Genomic DNA, 15,733 nt, shown 5'->3' on the forward strand with positions numbered 1-15,733 from the left:
CCACTCTATAATACCCTCATAAAATCAGCCTGTCCCTGCTTTTTACGGTATACAAGAGGAGTCATTCCATATATTGCTTTGAAGTTCCTGAAAAAATTGCTCTGATCCGTATAACCTATCAATGCCACAATTTTTTCAATGCTGCATTCCGTCTTAAGCAGCAGTTCAGCCGCTCTCTTCATTTTCATTTCCATCAGCAAATGGCTGAAGGTGGAGCCTGTTTCCCGATGGAAATAACGGCTTAAATATCCCTCGCTCACATAGAATTCACGCGCCAGGGATGCCAGGGAAACACTTTCCAGATTTGCCTTCATATAAAGCAAATACTTGGCAAGAAGGTATTCCCCTTTATCCCCTTTCTTTTTCAGCCGCACCACATCCTTCTCATCCCAGCGAAGAATATAGGCAAATATGGACATCATCATACTTTTCATCACCAGACGGCTTTTTACCGGCTGCAGCAAAGCTTCCTCATAAAGCTCCATCACACTTTCTTCCAGCAGTACATCCGGACGGCTGCTGAACAGCAGCACTTCTCCCCCCGGCTTATGATAAAGCATCTTCCAGAAAAAATCGGCAATCACACCGCCGTCTTTCGTTTCCAGCAGATCCCAGAAAGATTCGGCAAACGTACTTCTTCGGATCAACAGATTCAAAACAATATCCTCGTCAGCGCAGGAAAAAACAGTCTGTTCCACTTCCGGCGCCACAATACAAGCGTTTCCTTCCGTCATCCTCAGCCATTTTCCGTCTATATAAAACCGGCAGCTTCCCCGGAATACATATATGATCTTGATGAATTCCAGCTTATGCAGAAATGCAGGACAATACCTTGCATTCGTTATCACATTCACCTCTCCCCAGGTCTCCCGGGAAAAATATTCCTCTTCCGTAAAAAGAGCGGCAATCGGCGTAGGCGGGGCGTCAGGAAGCTCCCTGTCCCCTTCTCCGTCCAGTTCACGGAAACGTGTACAGAATTCTTCCCAGCTTGCCACCGGCTCTTCAAAAGCCGCAGGACAGCAAAAATACAGTTTTCGGTATAAATCTATATCTTCTGCCTCATCAAATAATGTAAGAAAGGCTTCCCTGTCCATATGCTTTCCCAGCTCTCTTTTCTTATTTGCAGCAGCACCTTCCGGCCTTTCCTGCTGCGGTTCTATTATATCATGCCGCCTCCGAAAAGGGCAAAAAAGGTACAGAGAAAAGACTGCCTTCTCTGCACCTTTTGTCCATTTCTGTTCAATACGGGAACCCGCTGATATCCTCATACCGTATTTTCCAGCTTCCGTCTCCCGGAAATCCGGGCCAGGCTCCCTTTTCTCCCTGCCTGGTTTTCTGTCCCGTATTCCTTCCTTTTTCCTGACCTGCTTCCTCTCCGGCCGCATGTATTCCCTCCAGCATCAGCGGAACAGCAAGAAGGAGGGAGCCGTTCCCCGGAAGATACAGAGGCAGTTTATCACTCGTCTTCTGATAATTATTTCCGCTGGCCACATAGGAATTCTTAGGCTTATCCATGAGAAGAAGATCTACAGCAAGCTCCGGACAGTCCAGCCTGACCGCGGTCATAGCCATCATGGCGAAATCCCAGCCCCACATGGAATCAAAATCCCAGCACTCCAACACCCTGTCAAGTGTCGCCTTCATCACCTCACAATCAACGCCTTCTCCCGGCAGCAGCCCCAGTGCCCCCAGCATGGAAGGATGATCCGTATTGTAATGCAGGAAGGTATCCGGACAATGCTGATGGGCAATGTAAAGCCCTCCGCTTACCGGCGGCTTTGCCATATGGCTTCCCACCTTTTCCCATAGCGCATAGTTTTCATGAGGCTCTTTTTTCCGTTTTGCCCAATTCACGGCAATGCTCAGTCCGAATCTCCAGTACTCCACTTCAAACGCCGGATTCACCGTATCCTGGGGCGCATGCCGTTCCTGTGCCGGTATGATGGGCGGAAGAAGGTCGTATTCTCCGTTTTCTCTGTTTTCCACAGCAAAATCAGCCATAAAATCAGCCGTCTCTTTTACCAGGCCGAACATCCTCTCCAGAAAGGCCTCCGCCTCATTTTCATCCTGTTCTTTTTTCTCCTGGTACAGCAGTTCCAGCATATACAGGATATGCGGCTGCTGCCAGATCAAAAGTGTGGCGATTACCGACGGGCTTTCCATCCCGTCACAGCTCACCATCTTGGGCCACCTTGCTCCGGCATAACCGTTTCTTGCCGCATTTTCCTTTGCCTTATCCAGGATATCGGTATACCAGGGAATGCTGCGTTCCAAAAGCTCTCCCCGATGCCACAGAGGCAGATAGGCGGCATGCCACAGATGCATTTCCAGATGGGATTTTCCGTACCAGCTGTTACAGGTCAGCCCGGTTTCCTGAGGCGGCATATAGCCGGTGCACTGCAGGCCGGTGAGATAAAGGGACAGGATAATCCTTCTCTCCAGCTCCATCCCTCTCACATCCGTTGTCCCTTCAAAATCCACCATCCCGCCCTTCTGCCAGAACTGCCCCCAGCGCCTGCGGCTCTCCATACAGATCTCCTCAATCGTAAGTTCTTCTGACAATAACTGAGCGTCCTGGCTTCGCTTTCCATATACGGATGGATTGTTCCTTCTGTTCCTGAAACACAGGGAAAAACAAAGGCTCTCCTCTTCCGAAGAAAGAAGAAATTCATGGCTGCCTGCCCGCTCCAGCCGGACACCGTTTCCTTCCCAGCCGATCCTGATTTCACAGGCATCCCTGTCCATCCTGTGAACGAGCAGCACACTGTTTTCCTTCTGCTGTAAAAGCTCCGTGGTGTGCCTGTCCCCCGCCTCCCAGTCCGCGCCGCAAATCTTGGTGCCAGGATAGGGCAGCCGGATCCTTACTTTTATTTTTCCGTCCTTCAAAGCCTGACTGCGCAGGGAAAATCCCACACAATCCTCGTCCCCGCAGGCGGTCAGAACGCTGCAGGCTTCTTTTCCCACCTCAAATTCACTTTCAGCGGTTCCTTCATACAAATCCAGTTCCTGCCTGACTGAGCCGATGTCCTCCGGCATGATTTCCTTTCCGTCATATAACAGTCCCACTTCCGCCAGGCTATACCTGTGGGGATTATGGCGCAGCCATTCATAAACCTCTTCATTGCCTTCTTTTTTTTCAGCCGCATAGGCCACTTTCCTGCCGCAGAAATCATACTCCGTCATTTCTACCTCGCCGAAGCTGCAGGCAAATTTATCGGTGCCGAAGGGAGTGGTATGCCATCCCCATTCCGCCATGGTACACAGGGGATTCCTGTTCCGGGCATAATACCTTCCCAGGCTCTGCATCCCGGTAATGTCAAAGGTGTAGGCAAAAAATCCATTTCCGACTGTCAGGGGAGATTCATAATCAATAGCGGTAAGAATCGGATTGTGCCTTTTTACCACCTTTTTTCTGTCAATTCTGCCCATCTGCAGCCTCCCTGTCCGGGCTCCTTCGGGAAGCGCCCGTTATATTCGCTTTTAACGCCTTCAGCCGGAAAAAGATTTCCCGGGGTATTTCATTTTCATACAGGAATGCACCGTTTCCGAAGAAGGAAGGCTCTATGAAATCCCACCAGGTAAGGGCTTTGATTTCATCCCGTGCAGCCAGGATAGTATACATATACTCCATCCAGTCCGCCTGGGTCCTTTCTCCCCAGCCTTCATGCCAGATCCCCTCTGACATATTCAGCTGGGACCAGCTGCTTCCCGCCCCGGCCTGCGTCAGGCTCCTGACTCCTCCGTTCGCGCCCATTTCCGTAATATGGATGGGCTTTCCCAGCTGTTTGAAAGCGTCAAGAAGCCGGGAGAGCGCCACCATATCCCTTGCGGGAAAATAAAGCTGGATTCCCACCGTATCAAAAGCGATCTCTTTCTCCTCCAGATTCCGGAAATAGGCCAGAGGGGATGTCAGTTTTTCCGGCAGGGAGCCATAGCAGTTATATCTTCCCGCCACATATTCAGCAAAGGGCAGGCATACATTCACCACCGATTCCGCCTTCGGATCCGCCTCCTTCAGGGCATCACAGCATATCCTGGTGAGCTCCGTCAGCTGATCCTGATTCAGTTCAAAACAGTTTGCCCAGTCATGGGCTTCATTCATGGCATCCCAAACGGACACTCTTCCCCGGTAAGCAGATACATGGTGGAGGGCAATCTCCCTCGCCTGCTCCTTCAGCTCCTCATAGGAAAGCTTCTTCAGCCATTCCGGGTTCACCTCGGAATGCCCGAACCATAACGGATGTCCCTTGGGCGTAATATGGTTTTCCTGCAGGAAAGAAAGGGCGTGTTCGATATACCCATACTCATATTTTCCCTTTTCCGGCACCGTGTCCCGGGGATAAAAAGGAAGGGTTGCAAAATCAAACACTTCCTTAAAATATTTGGCATACCTGGCATTAGGCGATGAATACTTGAAAAAATTACATCCCAGCTTCAGATCCCTTCCAGGGGCTTCCCGAAGCTGTTTCTGTGACCTTTCGAGCAATGCCATTTCCGCCGCATAAACCGCATGGGAAAGGGCATAAAGCCTGTTTTCCGGTGTATCAACGCCTCTGTCTGCAAGATGTTCGTACTCCCGGGCCGCATCCAGATGCCCCCGGGCCTGTGCTGACAATTCCAGCCCCTGTGACAGGCGGTCCGCCTCATATAGATAAGTACGCACAGCTTCTGAAACAAAATCAACGAAATCCCCTGTATATCCCTCTCCCTGATTATGGGCCATCACCCAGATATTCCCATACAGCGGCAGATTCATTTTGGCGTGTACCATATACGGACTTTTCCGGTTATAAATTTCCAGCATACCATCCGGCAGAATCCTCTGCCTGCGTTCCTCCGGTTCAAAATCCATTCCCGATATGTACACCGATTTCAGCTGCTGCTCCACAGCGATTCCGCCGGGGCCGTCCAGCCTTACATGTATCCAATCCATTTTTCAAATCCTCCTTTCCACAGCGGTTCCATTCATCACAATCAGCCCTTCAGCCCGCTGGTACTGATTCCTTCTACCAGGTATTTGTTAAAGAACAGGAAAATCAAAAATACCGGAAGCAATGACAGCGTTGACATGGCAAACATGGCTCCGTAATCCGTTGTGGATGTGGAATCCGCAAACAGCTTGATGGCCAGGGATACCGTATAAGTCTTAGGCTGGCTCAGATAAAGCAGGGGGCCCATAAAGTCATCCCATTTCCAGTAAAACTGGATAATAATGGTAGTCACTATGGAAGGCTTTAAAAGAGGCAGGATAATCCTTGTAAAAATAGAATATTTGCTGCATCCGTCAATCGTTGCAGCCTCATCCAGTTCTCTGGGGATACTGGCCATAAACTGCATCATCTGGTAAATAAAAAATGCCTGCCCGAAGAAATGGGGGAGCACCAACGGAACAAAGGAAGGCACCAGCCCCAGTTTATTGTAAATGATATATTGAGGAATCATGATAATCTGCCCGGGCAGCATCATTGTCGCAAGCATCAGGGCAAACCAGATATTCCTTCCTTTGTACTTAATCCTGGCAAACGCATACGCAACACAGCCTGAGCTGATAACTGTCGCCGCTGTGGATATCACGGTTACGATAAAGGAGTTCCTGAAAAAGTTCCCGAACCCCACGCCGCCGAAGCCCCTCCAGCCTGTCGCATAATTATCCCACCGCCAGTTAGGCGGAATCAGCCCCAAAGAGCCGTTCAGTATTTCCGTATTATTTTTCAGCGAACCGGTAATCATCCATAAAACCGGATAAATCATAACCAGACCGAAAGCACACACAAACACATGATAGCAAATCGTCCCCATTGTTTTTTTCACATTCATTCCCATTATGCTCACCTCTATCCTTCATCCGCTTCACTGAATACCCACAGCTTCGATGTTTTGAAAATAACAAGGGTAATCAGACTCATCACTATCAGCATGACCCAGGACATGGCGCTGGCATAACCCATTTTGTAATATTTAAAGCCCGTATTATACACATACAGAGCATATACAAGGGTTGCGTCATTAGGGCCTCCCTTAGTGATGACAAAAGCCTGCGTGAACATCATAAAGCCGGAAATCGTCTGCATTACCAGGTTATATAAGACAATGGGCGACAGGCAGGGAAGCGTGATCTTCCGAAAGCTCTGCCACTTGCTGGCTCCGTCAATATCCGCCGCCTCATAATACGTCACGGGAACCTCCTTCAGACCTGCGGCAAAGATAATCATGGCCGATCCAAACTGCCATGCCGACATAATAATCAGCGGCACCAACGCCATTTTCTGATTGCCGAACCAGCTGATTGGCTCCACGCCCAGCTGTCCCAGCATGGAATTTATCAGTCCCTTCCTCGCAAACAGCTCCTTCCATACAAGAGCCACCGCAATACTGCCACCTATGAGAGAGGGGACGTAATACAGCGAACGATAGAAGCTGATTCCCTTTCTTTTTCTTGTAAGCAGATAGGCCACAAACAGAGCGAAGGCCAGCTTAAGAGGCACGGAAAAGAGAACATACTTAAAGGTTACAAGAATCGATTTCTGAAAACGAGCGTCTGTGAGCAGAGCGGCATAGTTTGCCAGTCCCACCCAGTTTTCCTTATTGACCAGATTATAATCGGTCATGGAATAATACATGGACACAATCATGGGAATAATGGTAAACCCAAGAAAACCTATGACAAAGGGCGCCGAAAACACGTACCCCACCACATTGTCATTATACAGGAACCGGTTCCATTTCGACCGTCCCTTTCCACTGCCTTTTTTCATAAATACTGCCTCCTGTCACTTTATCCGGCAACAGGCAGCATACCAGGTAAACTTCCTCCGGCTGCTGCCTGTTTCATAATAGTCCCCGCTGCCGGGCACTTATTTCACTGCTGCATATTTACTCAAACGCAGCCTTCGCAAAATCATAGGCTTCCTTTGCCGCCTGATCCGGTGTGATTTCCCCGAAAATAACCTGATCCATCAGCGTATTGTACTTATCCTCTATTTCCACCTGCTGAGGCGGGCTGAGAACATTGATTTCATCCGCTGTTTCAAAGGTTCCTACCTTATCCACAAAGCTGTAGGTCACTTTCGTTATGTCATCCGCACTTTCCAGAATCATATCACGGATTTTGCCCATAATCGGCACACCGCGCTCACCATTCAGAATCTTGTTGGCTTCTTCGTCGTTGGCAAAGAAACTGATAAATTTAGCTGCTTCTTCCGGGTACTGGGAATCTTTGGAAATACACAGCATCTGGGAAGACTGCACTACGGAACCGGAAGGATCATCCGCACCAATTCTGGGGAGGACTGCGAGCTTAATCTCTCTTCCCGCCGCATTAGCCAGGGAAATAAGCTGGTTTGTTGCCACCCAGGTCATGGCCGCTTCGCCTGTTACCAGATAATCGCCCTCAATATCCTTAATTTCACTGATAGCTCCCGGATCCGGATAAGCTCCTGCATCCACAAGCTCCTTCTTTATCTCGAAATAGGGCTCCAGGATTTTATAATCATCAAAACCAAGACCGCTCAGATCCGTGCTGAAAAAGCTGGTATGAAAATCCACCTGGCCGCATCTTACAGAAGCGCCTGCCATAAAATCATTCATTTTGGAGCTTCCGTAAATCCCCAGCTTTTCATGGATAGTCAGACATGCATCCTTCCAGTCATCCCATGTCCAGTTATCTGCCGGTTCCGCAACGCCTGCTTCCGCAAACATGGCCGGATCATAAGCAATGCCGTAGGTGTTGACACCATTGGAAAGGCCTACCTGCTGCCCCTCATACCGCGTTGTCTGCAGCATGGCTTCGGTCGTATCGGATACATCGATAGTACCGTCTTCGATATACGGATCTATGGGAACGATTTTTTCCAGATAAGTGGGAAAGTTTCCGCCGAGCTGGAAGATATCCCATACATCATTGGCTGCCACCAATGTATTCAGCTTATTGAGATAACCATCCATATCGTAAAATTCCGCTTCAATTTTTACGTTGGGGTTCTGCTCTTCATACATCTTAATCACTGCCTGTGTGGCGTCATGCCTCTGTTGGGAGCCCCACCAGGCCATCCTGAGGGTTACCTGCTCCCCGTCTGTATTATCTGCTGCCTTGCTTTCTTCCGCCGGAGTATTTTCAGCGGCTGCGGTAGAAGCCGGTGCCGTCTGTGCGGAATTACTCCCGCAGCCTGTCATTCCCAGTGCCAGTACTCCTGTCAGTACCAGTGCTAAAATCTTCTTTCCTTTCATAACATCCTCCTTTTTCTTACATGTTCAGACCTTTTGCTTGCAGCTGCAATATAAATCTTACGTCGTCTTGTGTACACATTGTACTATGTAAGCGCTTTATTATCAATATTTTTATGCAATTCGCCAATTATTAGTAAATACGGTGCATTTTTGCACTATATTGACTGCCTGGCGGAAAAGGTTCTGCCCATACATAATACAAAATCCCATATGGAAAATACTTCTTCCATATGGGACCCATTTATTTATCTCTTTTTCTTCATTTTCCGGTATTGCAGCGGCGTCATATCCGTATATTTTTTAAACACACGGTCAAAATACGCCAGGCTGTCATATCCCAGTTCTTTTGCCACCTCCTCCATTGTTTTCTCCGTTTCCGCAAGAAGCAGCCTCGCCTTTCCAATCCTCTGGCAGTTTATAAATTCATTAACCGTAAAGTTCGTTACCTCTTTAAAAATCCTGCTCAGATAACTCTTATCAATATAGAAAAGCCGGGCAAGCTCGTCCAGGGAGCTGATTTCTTCACAATGGCCCACAATATAGTCGGTTATATCATGCACCTTCATATACCGCATCATTTTTTCCTGAGGGAAACGGCATTCCGGAGCTCTTACACCCATGCCCGCGCATACCCGCAGAATCATCTGTATCACCGCAATTTTGGCCTGGGCTTCACAGAACTCCCCTTCTTTTCCCACGGAATTCTCCAGAACAGAAATGTTTTTCTGCATATACTTCTGCTCCTCTTCGTTCAAAAGAAAAACCCCATGATAATCCTGAAAGAACCGGAGAAGATCAAATCCAACAGCCTCTCCCATCGACAGAAGCCAGCTTTCTTCCAGTTCAATGAGCAGGCGGTTATGAAACTTACCGCCCACCACATTGGTTGTGGGAATCTGCCTTTTATCAATAAAGGCAATCGCTCCCCGTACCATCTTATAACCCCTCTGACTGATAAAAAAGAACCTCTCTCCTTCACAAATATAATGAATCTGGTACTCATTCCTGTAATATCCTGTCGTTTCCGTAAAATCGCAGTCCCGGATAATATGGCTTACGCCGATACCCCGGCATGCCCCCGAAAAAACAAGCTCCTTCATTCCCAGCTCCTCCCTTCTTTCCCCTGTTAAATTAAAAGCAATTCTACTGCATGGCAGTTTTTTCGTCAACAAAAATTACAGTTGCGTGTTTTCGTTGGCTCCGCCCAGCTTTCCTTCTTGACATATTCCCTGCAATCACCTACACTACAACCATAAATCTAACGCCGCCTTGTATAAAGCCATACACAAAACAGCAGGCCCGGAGTACCGGATCCTTACGCAGACCTGAAGTCCTGATACCCTTCGGTCCGCCAGTATGTATCCATTCCGTTGTCTGCAGAAGTCAAATACCCCGCCGCAAGCAGCAGGGCATCAACTATATTTTGTGCTGTTTGGCACAGACAGGAGAATGTATGAAAAACAAGGAAATCAATATAAGGGATCCCTTTGTCCTTGTCCATGACGGACATTATTATCTCTATGGCACCCGCGCCAAAACGTGCTGGGGAAAAGCAGATGGTTTTGACTGCTACGTCGGGACTGATCTGGAAAACTGGGAAGGGCCTTTTGAAGTATTCCACCGCCCGGAGGGCTTCTGGGCTGACAAAAATTACTGGGCTCCGGAGGTTCATTTCTATGAAGGCGCCTTCTATATGTTCGCTACTTTTAACTCCGAAGCTATTGAAAGAAAGGGAACAATGATCCTGAAAGCGGACAATCCGCTCGGCCCCTTTGTCCTTCACAGCGAAGGCAAAATCACCCCTGATGCATGGAACTGCCTGGACGGCACTTTATATGTATCCCCGAAAGGCATTCCCTACATGGTATTCTGCCATGAATGGCAGGATATCGGCGACGGAGCTGTCTGCTGTGTGGAGCTGACAAAGGATTTAAAACGTCCGGCAGGTGATGTCCGTACCCTTTTCACCGCCTCCCAGGGCCGCCCCTGGGTACGTAAAATCGTACATGACCGGTTTCCGGGAGATAACTATGTAACTGATGGTCCGTTCCTTTACCGGCTGAAAGGCGGGGAGCTTCTTATGCTCTGGTCCAGTTTCGGCGAGCATGGCTATGTGGAAGCTATCTCTCGTTCCGACAATAACGATATTACAGGGAACTGGGTTCCTGACGAAGAACTGCTGTTTGAGCGGGACGGCGGCCACGGCATGCTGTTTGCAACTCTGGATGGTAAACTCATGCTCACCCTCCATTCTCCCAATGAAACGCCGCTGGAACGGCCGGCTTTTTATGAGATGGAAGAAAGAGACGGGAAACTTGCGGTCAAAGCGGTTTCTCCGCAGACGGATGTTAAATAGGCTGACGATTAAAGTAAAAGGATCCGGGGAACCGGATCCTTTTAAAAAGGGCCGCTGCCTTTCAGACCGGATCTCTCCGGCCGTCAGGCAGCGGCCCTTCATTTTAAACTATGTATTTGTCTTTACTGGAACACAGCTGCAAACATCTGCAGATAACTGTCGATTTCCGTTTCCAGATTTTCCGGCTTAAAATCCACCCGGCTGCTGAAATCCTCCGTCAGTCCCTTCAGCGTATACTCCACACATTTTATTACTTTTTCTCTGCTTGCCTTGGGTGACAGCGCACTGTAATCCGCCTGGCCGAGATAATTTCTTATCTTATCCTCATAATTTTTGTGCGCCTCCGCCACGGCATCCACCGCAGCCTGCCACTCTTCCTTTTCGGCCATATCAAGAAAGCGTCTCATATAAGGATACATTTTCAATACCCGCATACGGCCGGTTTCCATTTTCTTCATCAGCAGAAACAAATCATTGTCCGTCTCCTTGATTTCCCTTGAGAACTCTAACAGCATAAACCTGCTGCTGTATTCGTACAAAAAAACATAAAGTCCCAGCTTGCTTTCAAAATAATGGAACAGAAGCCCTTTACTGATAGAAGCAAGTTTCACAATATCATCCGTACTGGCATGACGGTAACCGTTTAATGCAAAAACCTGAAGCGCCGCATTAATAATCCTGTCCTGCTTGTCCTTCTTCAGATCAAAAAATTTATCATTCATGGAGCTGTCTCCTATATGGGTGCCGCGTGTTACCTGTTTATCATAGCACATCGGTTAAAAGCCTTCAAGCTTGACGGTTTTTAGCTGACGGTTGCTATTCCCAGTCCTTTTATGCCGGCTGCCTTATTTGTGCCGCGTGCCCGGCCTGGTGCCTTTCCCTCTCTGCGGGCGGCGGGGCTGTAAGGTTCCTTGCAGGACACGCTTTCGCTCGGATAAGCACGCAGCGGTACTAAGGCTGTAAAGGACACAGCCTAAGGACCGGCGTGCTTATGACGGTCCTTACAGGAATCCTTACAGCCCCGCCGCCCGCAGAAAGGGAAAGGCACCAGGCCGGGCACGCGGTACAAATAAGGCAGCGGCATAAAAGGACTGGGAATAGCAACCTGGGGGATCGTGATAATGAATAGTTGTTTGAAAATAATTGTGGATATTATTGGTGTTGTGATAAAATGTTAGTAAATAAAAAAGGGAGGGTGTCGTATGTCACAGGCAGATAGATCAAATGCGGAGTTTAATCGTTTGTTTGAGCAATATAGTAAAAAGTCTGATGAAGAGCTTTCTGAAATTATTAAACCGGAGAATGGGTATACTGAAACGGCTATGAGGGCTGCTTCTGCTGTTTTGCAGTCAGATAGATCGGATTATTATCAAAGTATAAAGCGGGGAGAGGAAAACGAGGCGGAAAAAGAAAAAGTGGATGGGAAGGAAGGAGCAGGGATGGGCGTAATGCCGGATAAGGACAGCGCGTTTCTGGCTCTTTGCAGTGATATTCATACAATTAAAAATATATTGATATTCTTTGCTGTTCTTACTGTTTTAGGGTTAATAGGTGGTTTTTATACAATCTTTGTAACATTGCAGCAGCTTTTATGATGTTGTTTCGGGCAGATGATGGCTGTTGATTAATAAGATGATGTGTTATGCTGTTTTCAGGAGCATAAGGCAGTCCCCCTGTCCGGTTATATTCCGGCAGGGGGTTTTTCTTACTAAATTATTATTGTTACGGACAGGTCATGCATTCAATCCAGGTTGTGCTGCTTTCTTCAGGTACAGCAAATGGGATTATGAACGGGCAGTTTCCATGGCAATATTGTGTCTGTAGGAATCATTGATTTTCTTTATTTTTTCCGGTGGGCATTTGGGAACGCGGTCATAGGTCAGAAGGCCGTTTGTTTCCTGTTCCACATCGGAAAGCTGGGTATAACAGAATCCGTAAATCAGGTCGGATTCTAAAATGGTGTGTATCACATGTTCGTATTGCTGCAGAAAATCTGCTTCGCTGTTTGCACTTGTATAGCCCCAGCTGTCTTTTTCTTCTGAGTTAAAGTTGATTCCGCCGCATTCCGTGATGAGAATCGGCTCGCCTCCATATGCGTATCCCTGGGCATATACGCTTCTTCCCGCGTGTGTGGGTGATAAAAGAAGCTCCTCTTCCTGCATGGTTCTTCGGAAAAAGTCCTGTTTTTCGGGTTCTGCCGTGGAACCGTGGGCATAGTTATGGATTGCGCAAATATCGCTTTTTGTCATTTCCCATCCGTCGTTATTGACCACAAGCCGGGTTGGATCAAGGCTTTTTATCAGATAGTACATTCCCATGGTCTGATCCTGCTGCCGTCTGTCGACATCAATATTGGGTACGCCCCAGCTTTCGTTAAACGGCACCCAGGCCACGATGCATGGATGGTTATAATCCCTTTTTATGATTTCAAACCATTCCTTTGCATAGCGTTCCACTCCGGTGTCCGTGTAGAGGCACGCGGAAGCCATTTCGCCCCATACAAGAAAGCCCATTTTATCCGCATGATACAGGAAACGGGCATCCTCCGCCTTCTGATGCTTCCGGCAGCCATTGAATCCCATTTCCTTCATCAGGCTGATGTCCCTGACAAAATCCTCATCCGAGGGGGCAGTCAGTATTCCGTCGCGCCAATACCCCTGATCCAGCACGAGCTTGAAATAGTATGGATTATTGTTCAGATAGGTAATCCCGTCCTTCACGTGGATCTTACGCATGCCGAAATAGCTGTCCACGCTGTCGGTAAGCTCTCCTCCGGCAAACAGGCGCAGGTTAACATCATAGAGAACAGGGTTCTCAGGTGTCCAGCAGCGGCGCATTCCGTGCGCCATGCCGTAAAAAATGTGATCTTTGGAAAGATGGATGGCCCTCCTGAATACAGCTTTATTGTTTACCAGATAACGGTCACAGCAGATCTGTTCCCCGCCGAAGTAGATCTCCGCTTCCAGATACATATCCGAAGGGCAGCCGGAAAATTCGGCTTCCAAAATCACCATGTCATGGTCCACATCAGGAGTAAATTTCACACGGGTGATATGGGTCTGCTCCACAGGCTCCATCCATACACTCTGCCAGATACCTGTGGTACGCGTATACCAGATATCGGCGCTTTCCTCCTGCCAGAACTGTTTTCCCCGGGGGATCGTTTCATCCTGCGCCGGATCATAAACCGCCACGGCAAGAGTCTGTTCCCCGTCCCGCAGGTAATCTGTGATATCCGCGCAGAAACCGGCATTGCCGCCTGTATGCTCTGTACATAGCTTTTCATTCACAAAAACGCGGCAGGAGTAATCGACCGCCTCAAAATGCAGCAGAACCCTTCTGCCCTTCCATTCCTCCGGCACAGTGAAATTTCTTTTGTAAAACACATGGTCATGGATAGAGGTATCGCCGATCCCGCTCAGTTTGCTTTCAAAGCAGAAGGGCACTTCAATGCGTCCCTCCGGCCGGAAGGAATCAAGCTCCCAGTGATCTGCCTGCGCCCGGTTTTCATCATCAAATGCGAACTCCCAGCTTCCGTTTAAGCACTGCCATTCCCTGCGGACAAACTGCGGTCTCGGATATTCCTTTCTTTTCATATGTTTCTTCCTTTCATTTTCCCAATCTATTCTGTGACTCTGCAGGCTGCAATATTGTGATTTCCGAAAGCTTCAGACTGTCCGCGCCTTCCCTCATCGTAAACACAAAATCGATTTTTTGGGCCTGCACCGGTTCAAACGATAAAAGTAAGGGGGAAACCGCTTCTTCTCCCACTATGTATTCTTCTGAACAAATCCTGTCATCCACGCACAGACTCACGCTGTAAATATCCTTCATTCCTCCCTGCCCCGGATAAATCGCCGCTGCGTAAACCGGCAGTTCTTCATCCGCTTCCAGTGTTACCTTTACCGTCCCGCCGTTCTCCGCTTCCAGCTTCATATCCATATCGGCATGCTTTTTGTATATGGAGAAAAAGCCGTCAACAAGAAGAGCCGCTTTTTCCCCATTCGCCATTGCGGTGAAACGATTGGTGATATCCACGGCTGCCGCTCCTGAAGGTACAGGCTGCATGGCCGTCACCGGACCGTTGATATAGAGCTTTCCGTCGGCCGTGAAGCCGGCCCGGTCGATATTCACCTTTCTGTTTCCGCTGGGCGCCTGCGGGTTCGTATGGGAATGATAAACTGCCCACAGCTGGGTACCGTCCGGCGACAGTGTGAAGCTGTGATGTCCTGTGCCCGACACGTCTTTTCTTATTCCGGACGTAAGCAGGGGATTTTCCTCTGCCTTGACAAACGGCCCGAGAGGGCTGTCAGACACCGCATACCCCAGTGAATATGACGGACTGGCAAAGAAATTGGCCGAATAGGTCAGATAATATTTTCCCTCATGGGTAATCATTTCCGGTCCTTCATTCCATTGTGTATCACCGGATTCCTTTTCCCATTTCTGCTGGGGAGTCAGAAGTTTCACCGCTTCGCCCTGCACTGACAGCAGATCGTCGCTTAAAGGCACGCCGTAAATTTCACTTTTCTTCAGACCGTCAACTACGTTCTCCGAACAGTCCCTTGAATAATACAGATATTTCTTTCCGTCCGCATCAATGAGTACATTAGCGTCAATCGCCGCATAGCCGAAGTCAAAAAGTGGCTCATTCTTCACATCCACAAATGGCCCGCCCGGTTTCTCCGACACTGCCAGTCCGATTCTCAGGCTGTCCTGCTGATTCTTTGCCGTATAAAACATATAATATTTTCCTTCATAAAACACCACCTCCGGCGCCCAGAAGCAATCCACACACCAGGAATCAGGCTGCCTTACATAACACATCTCTTTGCCGGACCAGTTCACCAGATCCTCCGATTTCCAACAGTAAAAACCATTGGGGGCCGAAGTACAGTACATGTAGTAGCCATCCGTCTCCGTTTTCAGAACAAACGGATCCCCGATATCCGTAATGCCAAGATCATTTGTAAAAAATGCATTTCCCGTTTCCTTCTTAAAATAAATTCCCATTTCCATTTCGGTCTTTCCTTTCTCACTCAATATAACCAGCAGCATTCCTGCCAGAAGAATACACACGGCCGCAGCGCCCAGTGCAACAGCCGGCCGCTTCCATCCAATTTTCATTTTCAATCCCATCCGCGTACTTCT

At 48.5% G+C, this 15,733-nt stretch carries 12 protein-coding genes; 2 read left to right on the forward strand and 10 right to left on the reverse strand.

The window, feature by feature from the left end; genetic code table 11:
- Window positions 1–5: 5 nt before the first annotated feature.
- From BLA28_RS00920 to BLA28_RS00950, 7 genes are all read right to left on the reverse strand, one after another.
- Window positions 6–1,268, reverse strand: a complete 1,263-nt coding sequence (locus BLA28_RS00920) for an AraC family transcriptional regulator (RefSeq protein WP_069155680.1) — start codon at window positions 1,266–1,268, stop codon at window positions 6–8.
- A complete protein-coding gene (locus BLA28_RS33625; protein ID WP_069155681.1) occupies window positions 1,240–3,429 on the reverse strand; it encodes a hypothetical protein in 2,190 nt (729 codons plus the stop codon). The genes BLA28_RS00920 and BLA28_RS33625 overlap by 29 nt, the downstream gene beginning before the upstream one ends.
- Window positions 3,416–4,933 (reverse strand): endo-1,4-beta-xylanase, encoded by a 1,518-nt coding sequence (locus BLA28_RS00930; RefSeq protein ID WP_069155682.1) that lies wholly within the window; start codon window positions 4,931–4,933, stop codon window positions 3,416–3,418. The genes BLA28_RS33625 and BLA28_RS00930 overlap by 14 nt, the downstream gene beginning before the upstream one ends.
- A gap of 41 nt (window positions 4,934–4,974) precedes the next feature.
- A complete protein-coding gene (locus tag BLA28_RS00935) occupies window positions 4,975–5,817 on the reverse strand; it encodes a carbohydrate ABC transporter permease (RefSeq protein WP_044971108.1) in 843 nt (280 codons plus the stop codon).
- 17 nt (window positions 5,818–5,834) lie between these two features.
- Window positions 5,835–6,755, reverse strand: a complete 921-nt coding sequence (locus BLA28_RS00940) for a carbohydrate ABC transporter permease (protein WP_009254363.1) — start codon at window positions 6,753–6,755, stop codon at window positions 5,835–5,837.
- Window positions 6,756–6,873: 118 nt separating this feature from the next.
- Window positions 6,874–8,226 carry an ABC transporter substrate-binding protein gene (locus tag BLA28_RS00945; RefSeq protein ID WP_069155683.1) on the reverse strand — a complete coding sequence of 451 codons (1,353 nt, stop codon included), beginning with the start codon at window positions 8,224–8,226 and terminating at the stop codon, window positions 6,874–6,876.
- Window positions 8,227–8,471: 245 nt separating this feature from the next.
- Window positions 8,472–9,326 (reverse strand): helix-turn-helix domain-containing protein, encoded by an 855-nt coding sequence (locus BLA28_RS00950; RefSeq protein ID WP_069155684.1) that lies wholly within the window; start codon window positions 9,324–9,326, stop codon window positions 8,472–8,474.
- A 353-nt stretch (window positions 9,327–9,679) separates the two neighbouring features.
- On the opposite strand from BLA28_RS00950, the gene BLA28_RS00955 reads away from it, so the two are divergent.
- The gene (locus tag BLA28_RS00955; protein ID WP_069155685.1) at window positions 9,680–10,582 is read left to right on the forward strand and encodes a glycoside hydrolase family 43 protein; all 903 of its coding nucleotides are present in this window, start codon (window positions 9,680–9,682) and stop codon (window positions 10,580–10,582) included.
- Window positions 10,583–10,704: 122 nt separating this feature from the next.
- On the opposite strand, the gene BLA28_RS00960 is transcribed toward BLA28_RS00955, so the two are convergent.
- Complete coding sequence (locus BLA28_RS00960; protein ID WP_169897190.1) at window positions 10,705–11,304, reverse strand: TetR/AcrR family transcriptional regulator; 600 nt, start codon at window positions 11,302–11,304, stop codon at window positions 10,705–10,707.
- 480 nt (window positions 11,305–11,784) lie between these two features.
- Between BLA28_RS00960 and BLA28_RS00965 the strand changes: the two genes are divergently transcribed.
- Window positions 11,785–12,177 (forward strand): hypothetical protein, encoded by a 393-nt coding sequence (locus tag BLA28_RS00965; RefSeq protein WP_069155687.1) that lies wholly within the window; start codon window positions 11,785–11,787, stop codon window positions 12,175–12,177.
- A gap of 189 nt (window positions 12,178–12,366) precedes the next feature.
- On the opposite strand, the gene BLA28_RS00970 is transcribed toward BLA28_RS00965, so the two are convergent.
- Both BLA28_RS00970 and BLA28_RS00975 read right to left on the reverse strand, forming a co-directional pair.
- A complete protein-coding gene (locus tag BLA28_RS00970) occupies window positions 12,367–14,178 on the reverse strand; it encodes a glycoside hydrolase family 2 protein (protein WP_069155688.1) in 1,812 nt (603 codons plus the stop codon).
- A gap of 13 nt (window positions 14,179–14,191) precedes the next feature.
- Window positions 14,192–15,709: a glycoside hydrolase family 43 protein gene (locus BLA28_RS00975; RefSeq protein ID WP_242880544.1), complete on the reverse strand. Its 1,518-nt coding sequence runs from the start codon at window positions 15,707–15,709 to the stop codon at window positions 14,192–14,194.
- Between the last annotated feature and the right edge of the window lie 24 nt (window positions 15,710–15,733).

It is taken from the genome of Eisenbergiella tayi, from assembly GCF_001881565.1.
GTDB classification, from domain to species: Bacteria; Bacillota; Clostridia; order Lachnospirales; family Lachnospiraceae; genus Eisenbergiella; species Eisenbergiella tayi.

Excerpts from the sequence above, each read along its gene's own strand:
- BLA28_RS00920 (WP_069155680.1), bottom strand. The coding sequence starts at position 1,268 with ATGAGGATATCAGCGGGTTCCCGTATTGAACAGAAATGGACAAAAGGT.
- BLA28_RS33625 (WP_069155681.1), bottom strand. The coding sequence starts at position 3,429 with ATGGGCAGAATTGACAGAAAAAAGGTGGTAAAAAGGCACAATCCGATT.
- BLA28_RS00930 (WP_069155682.1), bottom strand. The coding sequence starts at position 4,933 with ATGGATTGGATACATGTAAGGCTGGACGGCCCCGGCGGAATCGCTGTG.
- BLA28_RS00935 (WP_044971108.1), bottom strand. The coding sequence starts at position 5,817 with ATGAATGTGAAAAAAACAATGGGGACGATTTGCTATCATGTGTTTGTG.
- BLA28_RS00940 (WP_009254363.1), bottom strand. The coding sequence starts at position 6,755 with ATGAAAAAAGGCAGTGGAAAGGGACGGTCGAAATGGAACCGGTTCCTG.
- BLA28_RS00945 (WP_069155683.1), bottom strand. The coding sequence starts at position 8,226 with ATGAAAGGAAAGAAGATTTTAGCACTGGTACTGACAGGAGTACTGGCA.
- BLA28_RS00950 (WP_069155684.1), bottom strand. The coding sequence starts at position 9,326 with ATGAAGGAGCTTGTTTTTTCGGGGGCATGCCGGGGTATCGGCGTAAGC.
- BLA28_RS00955 (WP_069155685.1), top strand. The coding sequence starts at position 9,680 with ATGAAAAACAAGGAAATCAATATAAGGGATCCCTTTGTCCTTGTCCAT.
- BLA28_RS00960 (WP_169897190.1), bottom strand. The coding sequence starts at position 11,304 with ATGAATGATAAATTTTTTGATCTGAAGAAGGACAAGCAGGACAGGATT.
- BLA28_RS00965 (WP_069155687.1), top strand. The coding sequence starts at position 11,785 with ATGTCACAGGCAGATAGATCAAATGCGGAGTTTAATCGTTTGTTTGAG.
- BLA28_RS00970 (WP_069155688.1), bottom strand. The coding sequence starts at position 14,178 with ATGAAAAGAAAGGAATATCCGAGACCGCAGTTTGTCCGCAGGGAATGG.
- BLA28_RS00975 (WP_242880544.1), bottom strand. The coding sequence starts at position 15,709 with ATGAAAATTGGATGGAAGCGGCCGGCTGTTGCACTGGGCGCTGCGGCC.